Source organism: Caballeronia sp. HLA56, from assembly GCF_054655155.1.
Window position 1 is genome coordinate 94,142 of record NZ_BAAHOB010000006.1, and the last position, 21,050, is coordinate 115,191.

Consider the following 21,050-nt stretch of genomic DNA (forward strand, 5'->3'; position numbering starts at 1 on the left):
GAATTAGACCAGCGATGCCGGTTCTCGTTTCAGCTCACGCGCTGATAATAACGCCTCGGATGCGCGCGCATCGCTTCGATGTCGATGCCCTCCAGTAGCCAGTGAAGCTGTTCTGTTCGCAGCATGAGCACCGCTTCCTTGCGCGGCCATACGAAGCGGTCCTGCTCGAGGCGTTTCATGAGAAGCCAGAAGCCGTTACGGTCCCACAGCAGCATCTTGATGCGGTCGCGTCGCTGATTGCTGAACACATAAACCGCACTCGCGAATGGATCGAGCTTCATTGTCTGCTCGACGATGGCTGCGAGACCGTTGATGCTCTTGCGGAAGTCAACGGCGTCACGATGCAGATAGACCTTCAGTTCATCGTCCAGGCGGAACATCGCACCGTCCTAGCGTCTCGATCATGGCCGATAGCAACGGCGCGTCATTGCCGCTGCATTCAAACCGGAGTGTGACGCCGTTGGGCATCTGCACCAACAACCGCGCTGAAGTGGGCGACGACGTCCTTGCTGCAGGGGTGCGGCGGTGTGCCTTCGCGGATGCGGGCGCGATCACCGCTTCGTGACTATCGACTTCGACTACCGGAACGAACGCTGTGCCAGTCGGCCCCGGCTTCAGGGACCTGCCAGCCAGTCGCTGCTGATGCAGCTTGATCCACTTGCGCAGCAAGTTGGCGTTGACTCCATGCTTGAGTGCGAGTCCGGCGACCGAAGCGCCCGGCTCAAGACACCCTTCCACCAACTTCTGTTTGGTTCGCCGGTCATATCTGCGCTTGCCGTCCCGACCAACGTTGACGACCTTCAGCCCAGTCGTTTCTGAGTGCTCTTCTGTCATGAAAGGTGTCCACTGATTTCGAAACAGTGGACATAGCCTGCACGCTCAAATCGACGAGTTCTAGACGTCCATTTCTTCGCGCTTACACTTATGCTGCACGCTACGCGAATCAGCGCCCGATGAACATCACAGGACCGCGAGCGTTGTTTGTTGACGGTTCAGCTGCGTCAGGATGGGGTCTTCCTTTGGTCGATGCAGAAATAGCGGTTAATCCAAAAACGACTAAATGTAGGCCTCGTGCATTCATCGCCGCTGAAAAGCGGGCGCTCATTTGAGTCCCCGCTTTTCGACCAGAACGACAATTTTCCGTCGCTCCTTACGCCGAGGCCACCTCGCTTGTGACATTCGGTTCAACCGCAGGAGTGAGTGCTTCGACTACCGCCAACTTTTTCGTGGCCACGCGTTTCATCCGCGCTTTCCTCACAGTGGCCTTTTTAGCAGCCGCCTTCTTCGTCGCAGGCGCGGCGTGCTTTACAGCCGAGGATGTTTTGCTCACTGCCTTCTTTGCTGATTTGACGATGGGCCTTTTATTCAGTGTCGCCGTCTTGGATGTAGTTTTCCTCGCCGCATTCTTCACCGCAACCTTCTTAGCCGCCTTGGTGGGAGGTGCCGACTCAGATTTCGCTGATGCAGGCTCTGGCTTTTCGATCAGAAATTTCGTTCGATCCTTGGCCGCTGCTATCCAAGCCGGCGCAGGACCTCGACCGCTCCAGGTTGCGCCGCTCTTCGGATCTCGATACTTGGGAGCTTGCGGCCCGCGTGCGTAATTGCCCGCCTTCGGCTTCTTCTCAGCGACTGCCACCGGAGCAGTGCTTGCACTGGCGAGAAACTTGTTGCGATCCTTCGCATTAGCGATCCAACCGGGCGCGCGTCCATGCCCAGTCCAAGTCGCTCCAGTCTTCGGATCGACGTATTTCGCCGCGCTTGACATTGCGGATTGAGTTGTCGCCAATGACTTACGACCCGTAGCCGGCTGACGGAAATGAGCAGCGATATCGTCCGGAGTCAGACCATGCTTCTGCATCAATTCATGAATCTTTCCAAAAACTGCCGACGACTCTTTCTTCGCAATCGCTTCGGCCTGAGCCTGAAGCTTGGCGATTTTGTCTTGTAGTGCTTTGAGCGTAGCCATCGACTTTCCCTAGTTGGTCATCGTCGCACTATGCCACACCAGACCTACAAAAGACATGTCACTCTCATCGACACAAGTGTCGGAATCGAATGAGTTTTCAGGAGAAGCAGGGCGGAATAGGCCCAAACAATGCCTAACGAATGCTTAATCTTAGAAGAGAAGTTTCGCCCATAAGCATGTGACGTTCTTCTTTTAAAGCCGCGTGGTCGTAATCGACTACTCGCCCCGCTATCTTGCGCCGAATACATCATTCAGTTGCCGTGCTCGCTTCACGTCATCTGAATGAAGATAAATCGAGGTGGTGGCAATGGACGCATGCCGGAGGTTATCCCGGACGGTCGTCAGTTCCGCGCCATTGGACAGTGCCAAGGAAGCGTGGGAATGTCGCATCCAGTGAGGGGTCGCCGCGCGCAACTTATCGGCGAGCGGCGGATGATCGACTTCGAGCGCTTGCGCAACTTGCTTAAAAAACCGCTTCATCACCGCCCACAGCCGCACGCTGCTAATCGCCTGATTCGGGTCTGAGTCCAGATGGCCGATCAACGGCGTTCTGAGATTCCAACGCTCCCGGGAAACGGGCAGTTGTCGGGAAAGTAAATAAGTCGTCAGCGCGTTCCAGGCCAGTGGCGGCAACGCCACTTTACCGATTTTGTGCCCTTTGCCGGTGACCCGAAGCCAGTACAGGCCGGTCGGATCGGTCTCGAACTGCCGCAGCGTGGTCCCCACGAGTTCGCCCGCCCGTAGGCCCGTCGCCACGCCGAAGTCGAGCAGAAACCGCAGCCGGTGCGCCGCCGGCACGGACCATCCATACGAATATTCCAGCCCATCGGCGATGGTCCGGATCAACTGCCACTCTCCCTCGGTGAACGCGCGCGACGCATCGAGCAAAGCCGCCGTCGCTCCGCGAACCTTGACGCCCGAGAACGGGTTCGCCAGCACGTAACGTTGGTCGATCAGCCATCGAAACAGCGCATTAAGAATGGAGAGGGCGTGGGCGGTCGAGCGTGCTGACAGGGCACCGGCGAATGGACGCCAATCGGGCGAATGGCGCGGGCGTAGCGCCCCCACCCACCGTGCGTGCGGGGTCGGCCGGCGCAGGAACGCGCGGTACGCCACTGCATCTTCTGTCGTGAGCGACGACAACGCGCGACCGCGCTCCACGATCGCCCACAGGATCAGGCGCTCGGCTTCTTTTCGGTACGTGCGCCGGGTCGCTGGCGACTCGTGCAGCGAGAGCCAGGCGTGGATGGCGTCGTAGTCGTCGCTGGCGTCGAGCGTACAGGTGGCGGCCGGTGCCCGGAAGGTGCCCGCCGACCCATCGACTTCATGCGGCAATTTCAGCGACTCCCACGGTACAACAATGCCACGCGGTTCCGACAGGATCAACGCGCGCGCCCGCTCGGTCAGGGAAGGATAGGCGGCAAAGAATCCTTCGATGGCCTTCGCGCTCGCCGCGCCCAGGTCGGGAATGACGGTCCACCACTGACGCCGACGCGGAATGCGCACGGTTAAGTCAGCGAGGGTGACGATGCCGTACGCGTGCAGCGCGCGCACGGTGCGAGGCGAGAACCAGTACTCGACGGGGTCGACGATGCTAGGCGTCGGTGCTTGCGCGTGACGGAGGACTTCGATCGCCTGCGACACGGCTTGCGCGTGCCGCTCGCGCGCGGCGACCGGGTGACGCAGCACGTCTGCAAGATCGGCGCGTTTAACCTGTTCTGCACGACAGATCAACTGCCGGCGAATGCGCCCGATCACGCCGCGCGCCGATTTCGCGAGTTCGTTCGGCAGGAAGCGTTGGACGGCTTCACGCGAGGCGAGGCCGGCGGTCCACGCGCGCAGTGCTGCGAGTTCGTCCGCGGTCGGGAATTCGGGCAGATCGAGCTGGTCGGGTCGGGCGGTGTCGGCGGGGGAGGCTGCGGCCGAGACCGACGATCGTAGACGCGTTTTCATGAACGCAAGTTTAGAGCAAAAACAGGGCTATTAGGATAAGAGCAGTTATCTAAATAGCCGTGTTCCTGAGCGATCAAACGAACTTCGCGGAGGATTGTGCGTGCGCGTGTCGCCGACCAAGACGCCGGCGACGCAGCACGCGAAGTCTGAAACAAGCTAGGAGGCAAGGAGTGCGCTTTCTCAGCATGGCCAAGCTAGGCCAAACGACCGAAAGTATGCACACTGTCCTTGCGACTTGACTTTTAATGTAGATGATTCGCGCCGAATATGACCCATATGCCGTCACCGCTTTGGCTACTCAGGCTTCTAATAAATTTATGGCTGTCATCTGTTCTGCTTGAGTCCCCACGCGTACGGTGCGATCGTTAGGGCCGACGATCGTCCGATGTAATTAAGCGGACTGGTTAGAGCGTGGCGAGTTTCAGCTTACTAACGCCTATACGTTGGAATGTTGGACTGCTAATTATTATTAGCAGTGAAGGTTTTAATGGGTAAAATGGGGGTAACGCCATTTACGCCTCGCCGAAAGCCCATTAGCACCGGGCAGAGGCGGGTTTTCGACGAATCGGAGGTTGAGACGTTCCGGCGAAGTGGTGGAGTCCGATCCGCAACGCTACGGACATGAAAGCCAGCGCTTGATGGATGAGGTGAGCACCTGCGGGAGCACGCGCGCGACAGATCGATGGCCAATCAACCCCAACAATTGACGCTGCCCACGCCGCGTACCTACACCCGCACCGACTTCACGGCGCTGCGCGCGTTCGTGCAGCGCGTGCCGGCGGCCACCATCGCGCGGCTTTACTACGATGTCGAACGCGCGCCCCATGCGGCGAGCCCGGAGACCACTGAACGCTACCTGCGCCAGATGCGCGATGACCTGGTAAGCCTGGCGCTCAAACATGGCTCATCGGTGCTCGCCGATCACCTGAAAGCCTCGATCAAGCAGCACGGCAGCGCGCGGCTTACGGCCATGACGCTGCGCATGGTCGAGCAGGCGTCGACCATGGCGGCCGCCTCGCCGGCGTTGGGCCATCCGGTCGAGTTGTGGTTCCGGCCGCTGATTGCACGACGCTTGATCGGCGAGGGGATCACCACGCTGGGCGCCCTGATTGAGTACTGCAATGCCCGTGGCGGCAGCTGGTGGCGATCCGTGCCGCGCATCGGACCGCTGCGCGCGGCGACCCTGGTGGCATGGCTGCATCGCCATGAGCGAAGCCTTGGTGCACGCGTCGCCGACGACGTCGATGCGAGGCCACTTGACGTCACCTTTCGCGCAGCGGGCGAGCCGGTCGCCATCGTGGTGGGCGGCGATCCGGCCGTGCCGCGTCTGGCGCCGTTCGAGCAGCTTGCCGTGCCGGCTGAGTTATCGGGCGGTGATGGACTCCATCGAGGCATCAACCGTGCGGGCAGCTTCGCCTTCATTCGTGCCGAGCACGATCTGGCCGCCGTGCACGCCTACCTGCACCGGTATCGCGATCGTCCGGTGACCCTGCGCGCCTATACGCGGGAGCTCGAACGGCTGATTTTGTGGAGCGTGGTCGTTCAACAAAAGCCGCTGTCCTCACTGCTCGTCGAAGACTGCGAGGCATACAAGGACTTTCTGAAGGCGCCGATCGCGAGCTTTACTGGGCCGAAGCGTCCGCGCACGAGCGGCCGTTGGCGCCCCTTTGCGCCCGATGGACTGTCGGACGACAGTCAGGCCTATGCGGTGCGCGTGATCCGCGCGGTGTTCGCCTGGCTCGTCGAGGTGCGCTACCTCGCCGGCAATCCTTGGAGCGCGGTGCATGAACCGGCGACGGTCATTCGCGAGACAGCGGTGCAGGTTCATCGCGCCTTACCGGCCGATCTTTGGACGCGCGTACGAAGGCTCCTCGACGCCCGTTGCGTGGCCTTGGCATCTTCGACACCGGCGGCGACGGGACAGTCGTCGGAACGTTTAGCCAAGCAGGCGCGGGCGCGTGAGCAGCAAGAAGCAGCGCCTCAATGGCGTGCCGCGCGGGCGGCGATTCTTTTGATGGGTGACTCGGGGCTGCGGCGAGTCGAAGCCGCCCAGGCTAGGCGCGAAGATCTGCGCGCTTCTGACCTCAGAAGCGAAGCACTGATATCTGCTCGGCGCCCATCAGGGAAGGCACCTGCCACAGGTGAAGTGTCTGCGTTGCGTCCTCGAACCGTCTGGACCTTGACGATTGTTGGCAAGCGGCGCAAGCAGCGCACGGTGCCGGTGAGCGGCGCGACGATGGATGCGCTGCGCGCCCATTGGGCGGACCGGGGTCGCGACTTCAATAGTCAGGCGCGCGGGCCGCTGATCGCGCCACTCTGGATTCCGGAAACTAACACGGCACAGAATCGGCATGCCACTGACGACCATGACGTGTCCTACACGCCGGATGCGCTCGGGCGGCTGGTACGCATGGCCGTCCGGCGACTGGTGGTTGAGTTGCGTGCGGATCCCGCGTCGCTAAGCGAGATGAGCACCGAAGACCTGGTGCAGCTCGTCAATACCTCGGCGCATGCGTTTCGCCATACCTTCGGCACGCGCGCCGTCGCGCGGGATATGCCGACGGATGTCGTCCAGTCGATCCTCGGCCACGCATCACTACAGACCACCTCCATCTACGTGAAGGCGGAGAAGCGCCGCATGCTTGAGGCGGCGGCACGCTACTACGCGGATGACGATGCGGAATAATCGAAGAGCAGCACCGTTCATCTCCCATCCTGCATCCATTGACTTGCGAAATACGTATCGGTGTAACCGGCGCCACCCTAGCGCAGCAGCTTCAATTGGAATGCTGGTCCGGCCAAGCCGGCCGGCGGATTCGCTTTACACACTATGAATACACTTTCGCTTTCCGACGCGCTTCGCATGGCGGCAGAAGTGTTACGCGACGTTGCCGCTACTCGCTGCACGCTGTCTGGCTTCGAGACGGATGCTGGTCTTGCCCAGCTGCACGCCGACGCGGCCCACGTTCTCGAAAAGGAGCTAAGAGCACTCCATGCACTGACATCAGGGAAAGCCTAGATCGGTGAAAGGGCACGGTCCGTTCTGGCGGCGACTCGGCCGGAAGCCGTAGAACCCATTAAATATGTCAAGGTCGCGCCTATAAAGTCGTCAATTCGGGACGCATCAGGCCCCGGTTGCCGGACGAGCTTGCTCATCATAAGCTTGCCGACGCGAAATGAAGTTGTCACTTCGCCCGTGAGATGCGGCCATCGACGCAAGGCCGCCGTCGGTGTTTCACAAGGAATGCTCGGCCAACGTATGCCAACTGCATCAGGCAGCACAGGGGGGCGTTCGGCCGCTCGCCCGTGCTAGGACGCAAGCGGCCCATGAACGGCCATTCCGGAGGGTCTTCCAGTTGTCATGGTCGGGATCCGATAGGCGCCTTGCTCAACGAACGCTTTTCGGCGTAACACTATCTCGACCCCGACCAGGAGTCGCCGGTCTAGGTCGACATCTAGCTTGATCAGCCACGCTCTCGTTTCCCCCGCTCACTGGCCGTTTTGAGGCAGGCAAATTTCCGAGCGCTGCAGTTTTCTTTTTGGGCGCCCGGTACTGGAGCAAGGGGGATGGACGACTTCCGCCATAATGGATGTTACATAGCACTACGACCATATACATGTCAGCGATAAAACCTCAGGCGTCTTACCCCTATCGTTGGACCGATCGGGCGATTTGCGTCAAACGCAGGCATCCACGGATCTTGATAGTCGATGACAACACCAATGCGGCTGAAGCGCTTGCCGCATATCTCGACGGTGGCCCATTCAAAGTGCTGGCCGTCTACGGCGGTGCGGCTGCGATCGCCGCAGCATGCATCTGGAAACCGGACGCCCTGCTGCTGGACATCTCAATGCCAGTAATAGACGGCTTCTCGGTCGCTCGAGCGCTCCGGCAGAACGCTAAGACTTCGTCGATGGTGATTGTTGCTCTGACAGCGCACGATGACGCCTTCGTAAAGCAACGGGCGTCCGAAGGTGACTTCGATGGCTATTGCCAGAAAGGCCTGATGCTGCAATCGCTTATGGCGCTTTTACACAGCTTCATCGAAAGCGCAAACTGCCTAGGTTTGGGGTAATGGCCTGTCCACCTTATATAGCTGTCGTGCCGCAAAAGGGCTTCAATACCAGGCCCTGTCTGTCCGTGCTAGCCTGCGCGATTGTTTCTGCCTACCTTTACATCCATGGACCTGTCCGTACTATTTGGAAACGACAGCCGCGTCGCGCGGTATTTGCATAGCATCGAATGGAACCGAAGTCCCGTGGGTCCCGTCGAACGATGGGACGTCTGCTTGCAAGCGTCGTTCACTAGCTGTGTGTGGTGTTCGGTTCCCGCGTGCGTCTTGTGGGGCTCGGAACTGGCTGTTATCCCAAATCAGGAGCTATGCGATCTGTTTGATATGAAAGCGGCAGGGACCATCGGTCGACCGCCCGCAGATGTTTGGCCCGGCAGGTGGGATGCGTTGCGACGAACCGTGGCGCAAGCGCTGAAACAGCGTGCCCCCGTCCGCTCCGACGATATTCAGCTTCCGGCCGTGAGCGTTCGTTCAGAGGGCGAACCCCATTTCGCGGTCTCGTGCAGCCCTATTTACGACAGCAAGGGACGCACTCCCGGTGTCTTCTGCATCTTCAACGAAACCACGGAGATAGCTATCGCCAAGAAGCGCGTCGCATGTGAGCAAAGCGCCGTGCGAACGGCGCGACGCATGGATGAGCATCGGCTACAGACCATTATCGATCAATTGCCGGCGGGTGTCGGTCTCACCGACCAGAGCGGCCAGTGGACGCTCAGCAACGAATTGATGAGGCGATACATACCGACGGCTGTTCCATCGACGCTTCCAGAACGAGCTGCATTTTGGCAAGCATGGGACGCTCATGGAGTACCTATCCCTCCGCACGACTGGCCCGGCGCGCGAGCGCTACGTGGGGAAACGGTGCTCCCCGGCCAAGAAATGCTTTACACCGGTGTCCCGGGACGGCGTATTTGGATGCGAGTGAGCGCAGCGCCTCTACGCGATGAGGCCAATGACCTGATCGGCACATGTTCGATAGTCCAGGACATTAGTGATTTGAAGGTTGCCGAGGAAGCGCTGAAAGACGCGGATCACCGGAAGGATGAGTTTCTTGCAGTGCTCGCTCACGAACTTCGAAACCCATTGGCGCCGATTCGAAACGGCCTCCATGTTTTAGATCATGCGACCAACGGCGATACGCGCATCCGTGTTCATCGCATGTTCAAGCGCCAGATGTCTCACATCGTCCGTCTTGTAGACGATTTGCTAGAAGTCTCGCGTATTAAAAGTGGCAAGATCGAGCTGCGAAAGGAGGCGCTAAATCTGTCTAAGATTCTGACAAACGCTGTGGAGACGAGTCGGCCTGTCATTGATAAAGGTCAGCACCAGCTTACATTAAGCTTTTCAGCGGAGCCGCTGACTGTGATCGGCGATCCGGTACGGCTCACGCAGATCTTCGCGAATCTGCTGAACAACGCGTCAAAATACTCTAATGTGGGCGGCCATATCCAGGTTACGGCCATGCGCGATGACACGGATGCTGTTGTGTCCGTGCGTGATGATGGTATCGGGATATCCGAAGCGATGCTGCCAATAGTCTTCGACATGTTTAGTCAGGCGGAAAACTCCCGTCAACATGCGCAAGGGGGTTTGGGCATCGGATTGACACTTGTTCAAAGCCTTGTCCGGTTGCATGGTGGTTCTGTCTGTGCACGCAGCGATGGTCTGAATCAAGGCAGTGAATTCACAATCCGTCTACCGCTCCTAACCACCGCCACCGTCATGCTGAATCCAAAACCCGAAGATGAGCCATTTCGGCAGAAGTCCCTTGCGGGTAGGAGGATTCTCATCGTTGACGACAATGTTGACGCGGCAGACAGCCTTGCCATGCTTTTAGAGATATTGGGTGCCGAGACACGCACTGCGCACGGTGGACTCGCTGCGCTAGACATGCTGAAGAGGATACAAGCTGATACCGTTCTTTTGGACGTCGGCATGCCCGATATAGATGGTTACGAACTTGCACGACGCATCCGTGCGATCGACGCTTTAGCTGGCTCAACATTAATAGCCATCACTGGCTGGGGCCAGGAGGAAGACAAGCGAAAGTCACACGAGGCTGGGATTGATCGCCACCTTGTCAAACCGGTTGATATTGTCCTGCTTCTGGAGGCGCTGACAGCTCCAACAGACTGACAGCAGGAATGAGCATCGGTTTGCTTCGAATTTCGATTCACGCTGCATTCGCTCAATGTTCTCCATCCGACGGGTAGGGTAGCAGCCATCTTGATAGGCCAATGAATGCTGCAAAGCGGCACGTCATCGAGTGGCTGTTTGGGGTGACTCTACGAGATCTGCAACGGCCGCTAAGCGGCACTCAAGTCTGCAGCGTCCCCGGTCAACACGAGTGACCGATTTGGAGAGTTTTGTATGGCTGAAGTGGGTCGCTTTCACCGATTGGGAAACGAGGGAACTGTTGCCGGGTGACGTCGCGAGAAAGGAGTGCGGTGGTGGAGGGCGGTGATTGTCCCTCATGATGGACTGGGCAGCCGGCATTAGGCCCAAGGCAAGTTGGCACGCCAGGTTTCCAAGCTGGACATTCGTCGGATAGACTCAAATAAAGGTTTTCACTGATACCCTCGACGACGACTGCAGTTAATCGCGGCGAGCAGAGGGCAATTGATTTACCGCGTCCAAAGCTATCTTGACAGCGAGTGTCCGCCGCTATGTGAACAGATGCCTACGAACGCCTGAACCGCTTCGGCGATGATCGGCGAAGTCTCGCCGCTGTCGAGTGGCAGCACGAATGTAGTGACGACCGTTTCACCCATGCTCAGACAACCCGGCTGGCTCACGCGGTGAGACGCTGAACGACGCGCTTCGTGCGGATAACTAACGGAAAATCGCTGATTACCATTTTGTCGAAGCTGACGAATCGATTTACTTACCCGCAGCGGCAGGGGCAACTTTCAAGCGCGACGACCGAGAACTCGATGCGTAGCCCTACGCCGCAAAGCTCAGCCCTTCGCTTTTCTAAGCTGCCGATTGCGTGTCTGCAGATTGATCTTGTCCGATACAAGCGCAGCAAGTGTGCGCAGCATCGCCATTTGCGGTGCTTTAAATGCCCGTGGCGCGCGATCAATTACGCACAGCGCGCCAAGCGCGTACCCCTCATAGTCGATGATCGACGCTCCGGCGTAAAACCTTATGCCCATATCGCCGGTGACAAGTGGATTGGCGCGGAACCGTACATCTTCGGCCGCATCCTCGACAATCAATCCGTCCGGTTGCGCGATGGTGTAATTACAAAACGCGTAGTCTCTGGGTGTCTCCTGAGTCGCCAAGCCGTAGCGGGCCTTGAACCATTGTTCCTTGGCGGTGAGCAACGTAATCAATGCAATCGGCACCTTCGCGACGTTTGCCGCCAACGCAACGATCTCGTCGAATTCTTCCTGCTGCGAACTGTTGACCAGATTTGTGCGGGCAACCGCCTGCAAGCGCGCCAACTCCCGTGCGGCCGCAATATCGGCGACGGCTTCCAGATACGGCGCGATTGCAGCGCGCAATTGTTCCGGTGCAGCGCGCTTGCTCACGAGACGCATGCGCGTATCGCCGAGATCGAAGCGCAACTCTTCCGCATTTAAATCGGACAGTACGACGATGTTCGAATGCGCAAGTCTCGGCGATGCAAGGAGCCGCTTGAGCAAGGCGATCCGCTCCCAATCGAGCCGATCGATCTCCATCACGACCGATGCCGGCATTTGATGCCCCGCCTCGATCAAACCCAGCAGCGCGTCATTCGCTACGCTGACCTGAACGGCGGGCACGCTGGCCAAGCTTTCGCTGCATCGCCTGCCTGCGCCTTCGCTGGCGATGATCAGGACGGTATAGGCGGTTTGAACCGGCGCGACCAGCCGCCGCTCGCGAAGCGCGAATACGGCGCTTCGCCGGACGCGGCGGTGCCCGCCCGGCGTTTTCCACGAGTCGATCGCACCTTCTTCCACCCAGGTTTGAACCGTGCGAATCGATACGCCGAGTATTTCGGCTGCCTCGCGCGTAGTTAGGATCGGATCGCTTTCCATGTCTATGACGTTACTCAAAGCTCTTGCCGCCGAAGATAACGAAAGCTCTGCAAACATGCAACCGAATGCTGGAAGGGAAAATCTGGCAAAAATGAAACGTCGCTCGGTGCCATGCGCGTCGACCGTCTGCATGTTCGCATGCGTAGTTTAAGCGGTAAGTTAAGCCGACGTGAGTGATCGACCGTACGCTTCCCGCGGTGACTTTACCGGCAAACGTTAAAAATTTGGAAAAAACTTAAGTTCGCCGGAGTGCTGCCGTAAGGGGAGTCATGGCGCGTATTAGGATCGTCCGGCATGGGCCGAGTCTTCAACGCGACAACGACAACGACGAAACGGACCACGACATGAGAGCTTTACGAAATATAAGAATTGGGGCGAAGCTGGGCATCGGCTTCGGATTGACGCTGTTGGCGCTTTGCTTGATTAGTGGACTGGCCCTTTTTCAGGTCTCGCAGGTCTACAAGGGAACGGCGGAACTCGCAAACGACTGGCTGCCGAGCGTGCTCACGCTTGGGGATATCCGCTCCGGAACGAATGCGGTAAGACGCGGCTCGATGGGCGCGCTGCTGGCGACCAATGCACAGGAAAAGGCAGCGCAAGTGCAGAAGCGTCGTGAAGGTCTGGCGACGCTCGATCGCGCGATGACGGCCTATCAGCCCTTGATCTCCAACGCAGAAGAGAAGCAACTCTTCGACGACTTCAACACGGCTTGGGCTGCATACCTCGTCGCGGACAACAAGATCAATGCGTTGAACGATGCCGGCGATGACCACTTCACTGCCGCGCGTGAAGCTGCCGCGAATGAATCGGCACCTTTGTTTGTGGCGGTATCGACATTGATCGATCGTGATATCGCGCTCAATACCAAGGGGGCGCGCGAATCGGCCGAAACGGCTGCAGCCGACTATCACCGCACGCTGATCGTCACTTCAGTCCTTGCCTCGTTTGCCATTGCGCTCAGCATCGCGATCGGGTTCTCGATCACGCGTTCGATCTTGGTGCCAATCCGCCGTTCGCTCGAAGTCGCCGAGACGGTCGCTCAAGGTGATTTGACGTCGCATATCGTCGATGACAGCAAGGATGAAACGGGTCAACTGCTTCAGGCACTGCGCAACATGAACGAGCGGCTCGTCGATATCGTCGGCCGTGTCCGGAACGGGAGCGAGAACATTGCGACGGCTTCCGCCGAGATCGCGTCGGGCAACACCGATTTGAGTCAGCGCACGGAAGAGCAAGCGGCATCGCTTCAGCAAACGGCTGCGAGTATGGAGCAACTAACATCGACCGTGAAGCAGAACACGGAAAACGCGCAGCAAGGCAACACACTTGCAGCGAACGCGTCCGAGGTAGCGGCGCGCGGCGGTGCGGTCGTGAGCCGTGTCGTCGATACGATGAAGGACATCAGCACGAGCTCCGCGAGGGTGGCGCAGATCATCGCGGTAATTGAGGGAATCGCGTTTCAGACCAATATTCTTGCGCTGAATGCTGCCGTGGAAGCGGCGCGAGCGGGTGAGGAAGGGCGCGGCTTTGCCGTCGTCGCCGGCGAAGTGCGCACGCTCGCGCAGCGAAGCGCTGCGGCCGCGAAGGAGATTAAGGACCTGATTGGCGAATCGGTCGCCAAGGTCAGCGTGGGAGCGGAACTTGTCGAAGAAGCGGGACGGACGATGAGCGAAGTCGTGCAGTCGGTGAAGCGCGTCGCCGATCTGATGGGCGAGATTTCGGCCGCGTCATCCGAACAGCATACGGGCATCGAGCAGGTAAATGTCGCTGTATCGCAGATGGATGAAGTGACGCAACAGAATGCCGCGCTGGTCGAACAGGCGAGCGCCGCGGCGCAGTCGATGGCGCAACAATCCGGTGCGCTTCGCGATCTGGTTTCCGTGTTCCGTCTGAGTGGCAGTCCGCAAAGGGACGTGGGCATTCGAGTCGAGACAAATCGAAAGCTGGAGCCAAAACGAACGCAACGTACGGAACGCGCGAACGCCGCGCCTCGCGCTACCGCAACACCGGCTCGTGTGACGGGACCTGCGTCGGGCGAATGGCAGACCTTTTAATCGACAGAAATTCGTCTCCTGACGGACGTCGCACATGAATGCTCGTAGATCGGATTATGCACGTGGGCGCGGCTTTGCAAGACGCGCTTATGTGTTGCGGACTGTAGGACTCACCCTTGGGCTGGTTTTCGTCCAGATGATCCTTTGGCGCGAGCATTCGTCGTATGCGGTGAAGGCCTATATTGCGGTGTATTGCGTCGTCTGGCCACACATCGCATACCTGTTGGCGCGCCGGTCGCGCACGCCGGCAAATGCGGAAAGAATCAACATGTATGTGGACGATTTCGTGAGCGGAACGTCCGTTGCAGCAATGAGTTTCACGTGGCTTCCCAGCACCCTTGTCCTGCTCATGTTCATGATGAACAATGTAGCAGCAGGGGGTTGGCGCCAGTTGGCCAAGGGGTTCCTGTCGTGCGCCTTGGGGACGTTGATCGGAGCAGCCGCTTTTGGCGGGCGGATGGAGCCAGAGTGGATTCCCGATGCACCGACGTTGTTGGCCTGTTTGCCCATGCTCGTGGTGTATCCCTTGGCGCTCGGGTTGGCGAGTTATCGCACCGCATTGAAGCTCGCGGAGCGATCGAAAGCATTGAGAAGCCTGAGCGAGCATGATCCCCTGACCGGTTTGCTGAACCGGGGCACGTTAAGTTCCCAACTGGGTCTTCTGCTCGATTCCCAACGCGGCAAGCGTCAATTGCTCAACGTGCTCTTTATCGATCTCGACGATTTCAAAATCGTCAACGACTCGCTCGGGCATCGCGTCGGCGATCAGCTTTTGACGATTGTTGCGTCGAGACTGCGGGACGCAACGGACGATGCCACCGAAGACATCGCCCGGTATGGCGGCGACGAGTTCGTTATCGTGTCCATCCGCTCGCCTGTGGAAGCCGTCAGGGGTCTGGCGGGCAAGGTCATCGAGGTGATCAATCAGCCGGTCACCCTCGCGGGGCAGGTGATACAAGTGCGTGCGAGCATCGGCATCAGCACGTTCCCGGATCACGGCAATGATCCTCAGGCGCTGCTGAGTCGCGCTGATGTCGCCATGTACGCCGCAAAGGCGGGCGGGCGCAATCGCATCGTACAATTTAACGAGCAGTTGCATCTTGCCGCTGCCCGACGCCTCAATCTCACCGCACGCCTGCAGGCGGCCCGATCGATCAACGCGTTCGAGTTGCTGTATCAACCGCAAGTCGATATGGGTTCGGGGCATATCATCGGCGCAGAGGCTTTGATACGGTGGAACGATCCGTTGCTCGGCAGCATTTCCCCGACGACTTTCATCCCTATCGCTGAGTCCGACGGGCAGATTCATGCGATCGGCGAATGGGTGCTGGCCGAAGCGCTTGAACAGGGACGAAGATGGCTCGATGCGGGATTGCCGCCCATGCGCATCGGCGTGAATGTCTCTCCTGTTCAGCTCGAAGAGCCGCGCTTTCTAGAACGAGTTCAGCGCTCACTGACCTTGCACAGGTTCCCGCCACAATGGCTGGAACTCGAACTGACTGAAGGCGCGTTGATACGCGATATCGATACAGTCGAGCAGACGCTCGAAAGGCTAAACGAAGTCGGGGTATCGATCGCGATCGACGACTTCGGGACGGGGTATTCGAGTCTCGCTTCGTTGCAGCGCTTCGACATCGACCGAATCAAGATCGATCAGAAGTTCGTTCAGGCAATCGGTGTGGCGCCGCGCGGCGAGGCGATCATCAAGGCGGTGATCACACTGGCGGACGCACTTGGGTTTCAGATCGTTGCAGAAGGGGTCGAGACCGTCGAACAGCGCGACTTTCTAACGGAGAGTGGTTGTGTGATCGGACAGGGGTTCCTGTTTGACAAACCCCTGACGGCCGATGCGATGGACGCACGGTTGCGACAGCGCCTTCTGCCTCACGATACCAGTAATAAGGATAATGGATGCATAACCATTTGCGACACTCCCTAGTCGCACAAATCCTCGACTGCATCGTCGATGCGCACGATCGCCACACGATGCTTCTCGCCGCCCTCGTGTGCGCCGTCGGCATTTATGCGTCGATCGCGATTGCACGTCACGCCGCGCGATCGAGCGGCGCGGTGCGCATCCGGTGGGGTTCGACGAGCGTGCTGTCGAGCGGCTGCACAGCGTGGGCGACGCACTTTATCGTCTTGCTTGCCTATCAGCCTAATATGCGGGTGGCGTTCGAACCTGTTCTCACGGCGATCTCGCTGACATGCGCGGTCGTAGGTATCGGCGGGGGCGTAGTCGTGTCTCTCAGCAGCCGTCGCGGTCCAAGGCAATTCGCAGCAGGAGTCATTATTGGCGTGGGCGTCGCGGCGTTGCATTATGTAGGACAAAGCGCGTATCTGGTGCAAGGAACGATCAGATGGGATCTTACTCTGGTCATTCCATCGATCATTGTGAGCCTGCCGATCTTCGGGTTCTCGATGATGGCGATCGCAAGCCGCAATAGGACATGGCAAACATGTGCCGCGCCGTTGATGCTTTTGGGCATCGCCATATTGCACTTTTGCGGCATGGCGGCGATGACCTTGCAACAAGACCCCAGCATCGAGTTTCCGTCGGATGCCGTTGCGCCGCAGACGATCACACCAATCGTTGCAGGGATTTCTTTGGCGTTGATCGCGCTTGCTTTTCTGGGCTGGCGCTTCGATCTTGCAGCTACAGCCAGAATCCGTCAAGACAGGAAGAGGTTGCGTGATCTCGCGGATGTTGCGCTTGAAGGGCTGTTAATTACGCAGAACAACATAATCATCGCGGCAAACCGGAGCATAGAGCGCCTGTCAGGTTTGAAGCAGGACGATCTGACGGGAAGCGAAGTCAGCCGGCTTCTGCCGGCGCTCGAACTCACCACGCTTTTAGAGAATGAAGAGCGCGAAGCGAATCTCATTGGCGTAGACGGGATCATCGTTCCAGTGCGCGTGCTGCGCTCCACGGTTCCACTTGGGCACAGTGTACAGACGGTCATCGCAGTGCGCGATCAGCGCGAAAGGCTGCGCACCGAAGAAAAGATGCGCCGACTCGCGTTTGCCGATCCGCTGACGGGCTTGCCCAACCGCACAAAGTTCACCGAGTTGCTGGAGCGGCATACGTGCACCGAACGACGCACCGACCAGGGCCTCGCAATACTGCTCATCGACCTAGATAGCTTCAAGATAGTGAACGATACCCTCGGTCATGCGGTAGGGGACGCCGTGCTGCAAGACGTCTCCATTCGACTTTCGACGCTCGTCAAAGACAGAGGTATCGTCGCGCGGCTCGGGGGCGATGAATTCGTCGTGATGCTTACCGGCGACGTCAGCGATGTATCCGCGTTTGATATTGCGAGCAAGGTCGTCGAGCAACTTGGTGCGCGGCCGTTTGATATCGATGGTAGAACAATTCATATCGGTGCAAGCGTCGGGCTTGCGTTGTTCCCCGAAGACGGCGGCGACCCCTCGTCGCTGCTGCGCAATGCCGATCTCGCAATGTATCTCGCGAAGAGCGAAGGCAAGGGGACGGTTCGGCGTTTTGAGAAGATCCTGCATGAGCGGCTTCAAGAACGGCAGAGCCTTGAAGCGGGTCTTCGCATAGCATTGTCGAGTGGTCAACTCGAAGTTCATTATCAACCGCTCGTCGATGCGGCATCAGGCCGTATTACGTCAGCCGAAGCCTTGGTGCGCTGGCGGCATCCATCGCTTGGACTTATCGCCCCCGCCACCTTTATTAGTCTTGCGGAGGAGACGGGGCTGATCGTGCCGCTCGGGACTTTTGTGTTAAAGACTGCGTGTGCCGAGGCTGCAACCTGGCCGCCTGAGATTGGCTTGGCGGTCAATCTGTCGCCTGCGCAATTTCACGACAAGTCGATTGCGTCGATCGTGGCATCGGCTATCGAGGATGCACATCTTCTTCCGCAGCGACTCGAAGTGGAGGTGACGGAAGGCGTGCTGCTTGCCGATACGGGCGCGACGCTCGAAACGCTCAACCGCCTGCGCAGCATGGGTGTTCGCGTTTCAATGGATGACTTCGGAACCGGTTACTCGTCCCTCAGCTATTTGCGCAGATTTCCTTTCGATCGATTGAAGATCGACCGATCGTTCGTACGCGGCATTCCGTCCGATGCGGAGAGCGTCGCGATCGCTCGAGCCATCATTACGATGAGCACGTGTCTTGGTTTGCTGGTGACTGTGGAAGGTGTCGAAACCGCTGAACAGTATGCCTTTGCGGTCTCAGAAGGTTGTACGAGTATTCAAGGCTATTACATCAGTCGGCCAATGCGGGCGGAGGCGTTCGCCGCGTTTTTGATTGCCTGGAATAATCAGGCACCGCCGAATCCATCGACGGGCAGAAAGATCGCTGAAAAGAGCATAGTGCTGCATCATAGCGACCTAAGGTCTGTTTTGAATTGGTAGACCTATGCAGCAGTCCCTGCAAGCTATATGTAAATAGTCGCGAAACATGGAGAAACACTTTGTGAGGACGGTACCACGCGGACGACGCGTCGTGAGATTCCACTACTTCGCGGGGAGTGGCATCCGGAAGTCTGCGCTGCACGTATCATCCGGTCGACCCGGCGCGACGGTCTGTCCACTCCGCCTCTAGCTTGATGCGTAGAGCGGATTGTTCGCGACGGCCGGTCGTGCGGCGTGCTAGTTTGATGCCATGCCGCATTACTTCTGCAACCGAGAACGATAATGGAAATCCGCTACCGGCTTCATCGACTACTCATCACTGAACAACCAGCTGCTGACGGCAACCGCTGCCCTGTGCTTCTTCGGATAATCAGCGCTGACGGGTATCACTTGCCCACGCTCTCTCTCGTTACCGAACCGGGTATCGATCGGGTATATCGCTCGGCTTTCGAGCGAGGGTTGAGCATGGTAGATGATGCTTGCGACAGTCGATTGACGAATCCACTGGACGAAGTTCAACCGCGCTATTAACTGCGCCGCTCAGCAATCAGTTGATCTTTAGCCAATCGGCGCCCGTTCACAGCCGCCATGGCAGGTGTTGCACAGGCAGCAGTCAGTGCAGGAGCTCAATCTACGGTTCCCGGCGAGCCGCGCAACCGCACATAAGGTTCGAAGCCACCAGACGACCGTGCGTACCCTCCGGACTTCTTTTTTCCCATTAGCGTTATCAACGAACATGAGTAGCAGAATTGGACGTCAACAGCTACTGCAGACTAGTCAAGCTGCTCGCGCAGGAGAGCTGTGCGAACAATCCCCTCGGCGCGAAGCGGCGGCTCAGAAAGGTTACGAAAGGGCGTGCACAGAGAAGCGCTCGATCGATGTTTGGGTACGAACGTCGGCAAGCGGCGAGAAGCGGCCGGCCACGGGGCATCAAGGTTGCCGCCAAGGAACAAGCGTTGACAATCGAGAAAAGATTAAATGACTTACAGCGCAGTCCGCACGAACTGGCAAACTGAGACGTAACCGGTTTTGAGGCGGCTGGACGGCGGCATTACGGAGCAGATGTTGAGCTCCGAAGAAACGAATGCAACGCCGACTCCTGCCGCGACCGATGCCAGGACAGATTGCACGTCATCGGCCCGTTGCGTGATGCTCGGTGTAAATCCATGCTCGCTGCATCATGCGTCGACTTGCGCAGCTATTCCAGGTCCGCGCGCGCGGCGCAAGGCCAGGAGATCACAGTAGCGGTTGTAGACGAGCACCAGACCGTAAACATTACCTCTCAACCTGTCCAAACCGACAACGCGACTACTGCTTTCTACAGAAACATCGTGACGAAGCCGTTAGCCATGTATGGTAACCGTCGATGGTGGAAACAGATGAACAATGATCAGCATGATATTGAACAAAGAGTCCGTTTAGCGGGCAGCAACATGTTCGAGTTGCTGCTTTTTCGACTCGGCGCAACGCCTGGTACCGGCGCTCGCGAGCTCTATGGCATCAACGTTTTTAAGGTTCGGGAGATCGTGACAATGCCGACGCTCACGGAACTGGCGGGCTCGTCCAACAAAATTCTCGGCGTGGCGGACGTACGCGGCGAAATCATCCCGGTCATCGACCTCGCACGCGTCACGGGATGTACCCCACGCGAGGGAAGCCGTATTCTCTTGGTGACGGAGTTCGCTCGCACGACGCAGGGCTTCGCCGTCGAAGAGGTTGACGATATCGTGCGCCTCGAGTGGAATCGAGTGCTTTCGGCAGAGGGTCACTCCAGCGGTAAAGCAGTGACGAGCATCGCGCGCCTGGATGCCCACGCGGGCGGTCGGCTTGCGCAGGTCCTCGATGTCGAGCAAATTCTTCGCGACGCGCTGCCTGCAAGCGAACCGGAGATCAATGAGCAGAACACTGGACGCTTGACGCTGCCGCCGGGCGCACGAGTACTTGCCGCAGACGACTCCGGCGTTGCACGCGCCCTTATCGAAGAGAGCCTGAAGTCAATGGGGGTACCGTTCATTATGGCCAAGACGGGCCAAGAAGCGTGGGAACTGCTGGAGAAGGCAGGCGCAAAAGCGGCGAAGGAGGGTAGGAAGGTCACGGATGACATTGCATTAGTGCTTACCGACCTTGAAATGCCGGAAATGGACGGCTTCACGCTTACCCGCAAAATTAAAGGCGCCGCTGCGTTGCAGATGATCCCCGTGGTCATTCACTCTTCATTGTCGGGATCCGCGAATGAACAGCACGTGCGAAAGGTAGGTGCAAACGCTTATGTATCAAAGTTTGTTGCGGCCGAACTTGCTGACGTAATGCGTCAGGCAATGTTACGGACAGCCGCGTGAACCACTCGCTCGACATCGCTTCGACGCCAACACTCTCGATCGCTAAAGATGCAGGCGGCAAATGGCAAGGTGGCCGACGGCCGAAAATTCATGTTGTCGGTCGTTGATCAAGTTGATTAAGTGATTCTCTTGTCCGTCGTTTCGATCGGGCAGCTGCATGCGTTCGCGAATGCTGAAGAGGGCAAAGAATTCGTTGACCTCAAAGCAGCGTACAAAACGCTTGCGCCGTCGGCTCACGATCTAATGCGGTACGAACT

At 58.4% G+C, this 21,050-nt stretch carries 12 protein-coding genes; 7 read left to right on the plus strand and 5 right to left on the minus strand.

The window, feature by feature from the left end:
• Nucleotides 1-29: 29 nt before the first annotated feature.
• The 4 genes from tnpB to ACYQ47_RS34915 all read right to left on the minus strand — a co-directional run bounded on the left by tnpB (nt 30) and on the right by ACYQ47_RS34915 (nt 3,919).
• A complete protein-coding gene (tnpB, locus tag ACYQ47_RS34900) occupies nt 30-380 on the minus strand; it encodes an IS66 family insertion sequence element accessory protein TnpB (protein WP_459909594.1) in 351 nt (116 codons plus the stop codon).
• A complete protein-coding gene (gene tnpA, locus ACYQ47_RS34905; RefSeq protein WP_459909596.1) occupies nt 361-834 on the minus strand; it encodes an IS66-like element accessory protein TnpA in 474 nt (157 codons plus the stop codon). The genes tnpB and tnpA overlap by 20 nt, the downstream gene beginning before the upstream one ends.
• 316 nt (nt 835-1,150) lie before the next feature.
• Nucleotides 1,151-1,966, minus strand: coding sequence for an H-NS family nucleoid-associated regulatory protein (locus ACYQ47_RS34910; RefSeq protein WP_459909598.1), 816 nt, complete (start codon nt 1,964-1,966; stop codon nt 1,151-1,153).
• 228 nt (nt 1,967-2,194) lie between these two features.
• Nucleotides 2,195-3,919: a phage integrase family protein gene (locus ACYQ47_RS34915; RefSeq protein ID WP_459909600.1), complete on the minus strand. Its 1,725-nt coding sequence runs from the start codon at nt 3,917-3,919 to the stop codon at nt 2,195-2,197.
• A 682-nt stretch (nt 3,920-4,601) separates the two neighbouring features.
• On the opposite strand from ACYQ47_RS34915, the gene ACYQ47_RS34920 reads away from it, so the two are divergent.
• From ACYQ47_RS34920 to ACYQ47_RS34930, 3 genes are all read left to right on the plus strand, one after another.
• Nucleotides 4,602-6,605 (plus strand): phage integrase family protein, encoded by a 2,004-nt coding sequence (locus tag ACYQ47_RS34920; protein WP_459909602.1) that lies wholly within the window; start codon nt 4,602-4,604, stop codon nt 6,603-6,605.
• 931 nt (nt 6,606-7,536) lie between these two features.
• Nucleotides 7,537-7,995, plus strand: coding sequence for a response regulator (locus ACYQ47_RS34925; RefSeq protein ID WP_310390693.1), 459 nt, complete (start codon nt 7,537-7,539; stop codon nt 7,993-7,995).
• A 264-nt stretch (nt 7,996-8,259) separates the two neighbouring features.
• Nucleotides 8,260-10,128: a hybrid sensor histidine kinase/response regulator gene (locus ACYQ47_RS34930; protein WP_310390694.1), complete on the plus strand. Its 1,869-nt coding sequence runs from the start codon at nt 8,260-8,262 to the stop codon at nt 10,126-10,128.
• Nucleotides 10,129-10,949: 821 nt separating this feature from the next.
• Here the strand turns inward: ACYQ47_RS34930 and ACYQ47_RS34935 are convergent.
• Nucleotides 10,950-12,146 (minus strand): GAF domain-containing protein, encoded by a 1,197-nt coding sequence (locus tag ACYQ47_RS34935; protein ID WP_459909605.1) that lies wholly within the window; start codon nt 12,144-12,146, stop codon nt 10,950-10,952.
• 212 nt (nt 12,147-12,358) lie between these two features.
• Here ACYQ47_RS34935 and ACYQ47_RS34940 point away from each other — a divergent pair, with 212 nt between their 5' ends.
• The 4 genes from ACYQ47_RS34940 (at nt 12,359) to ACYQ47_RS34955 (ending at nt 20,793) form a co-directional block, all read left to right on the plus strand.
• On the plus strand, nt 12,359-14,068 hold the full coding sequence (locus tag ACYQ47_RS34940) for a methyl-accepting chemotaxis protein (RefSeq protein ID WP_250528328.1): 1,710 nt from the start codon (nt 12,359-12,361) through the stop codon (nt 14,066-14,068).
• 34 nt (nt 14,069-14,102) lie between these two features.
• The gene (locus ACYQ47_RS34945) at nt 14,103-16,007 is read left to right on the plus strand and encodes an EAL domain-containing protein (protein ID WP_310390697.1); all 1,905 of its coding nucleotides are present in this window, start codon (nt 14,103-14,105) and stop codon (nt 16,005-16,007) included.
• Entirely contained in the window at nt 15,980-18,454 is a 2,475-nt protein-coding gene (locus ACYQ47_RS34950; protein WP_310390698.1) for a putative bifunctional diguanylate cyclase/phosphodiesterase, read from the plus strand. Before ACYQ47_RS34945 ends, ACYQ47_RS34950 begins: the two co-directional genes overlap by 28 nt.
• Before the next feature lie 1,379 nt (nt 18,455-19,833).
• Nucleotides 19,834-20,793, plus strand: coding sequence for a chemotaxis protein (locus ACYQ47_RS34955; protein ID WP_459909608.1), 960 nt, complete (start codon nt 19,834-19,836; stop codon nt 20,791-20,793).
• Nucleotides 20,794-21,050 lie beyond the last annotated feature (257 nt).

Bases quoted from the DNA above. Each gene is read 5' to 3' on its own strand.
- tnpB (WP_459909594.1), bottom strand. From the start codon at position 380: ATGTTCCGCCTGGACGATGAACTGAAGGTCTATCTGCATCGTGACGCC.
- tnpA (WP_459909596.1), bottom strand. From the start codon at position 834: ATGACAGAAGAGCACTCAGAAACGACTGGGCTGAAGGTCGTCAACGTT.
- ACYQ47_RS34910 (WP_459909598.1), bottom strand. From the start codon at position 1,966: ATGGCTACGCTCAAAGCACTACAAGACAAAATCGCCAAGCTTCAGGCT.
- ACYQ47_RS34915 (WP_459909600.1), bottom strand. From the start codon at position 3,919: ATGAAAACGCGTCTACGATCGTCGGTCTCGGCCGCAGCCTCCCCCGCC.
- ACYQ47_RS34920 (WP_459909602.1), top strand. From the start codon at position 4,602: ATGGCCAATCAACCCCAACAATTGACGCTGCCCACGCCGCGTACCTAC.
- ACYQ47_RS34925 (WP_310390693.1), top strand. From the start codon at position 7,537: ATGTCAGCGATAAAACCTCAGGCGTCTTACCCCTATCGTTGGACCGAT.
- ACYQ47_RS34935 (WP_459909605.1), bottom strand. From the start codon at position 12,146: ATGCAGACGGTCGACGCGCATGGCACCGAGCGACGTTTCATTTTTGCC.
- ACYQ47_RS34940 (WP_250528328.1), top strand. From the start codon at position 12,359: ATGAGAGCTTTACGAAATATAAGAATTGGGGCGAAGCTGGGCATCGGC.
- ACYQ47_RS34945 (WP_310390697.1), top strand. From the start codon at position 14,103: ATGAATGCTCGTAGATCGGATTATGCACGTGGGCGCGGCTTTGCAAGA.
- ACYQ47_RS34950 (WP_310390698.1), top strand. From the start codon at position 15,980: ATGCATAACCATTTGCGACACTCCCTAGTCGCACAAATCCTCGACTGC.
- ACYQ47_RS34955 (WP_459909608.1), top strand. From the start codon at position 19,834: ATGAACAATGATCAGCATGATATTGAACAAAGAGTCCGTTTAGCGGGC.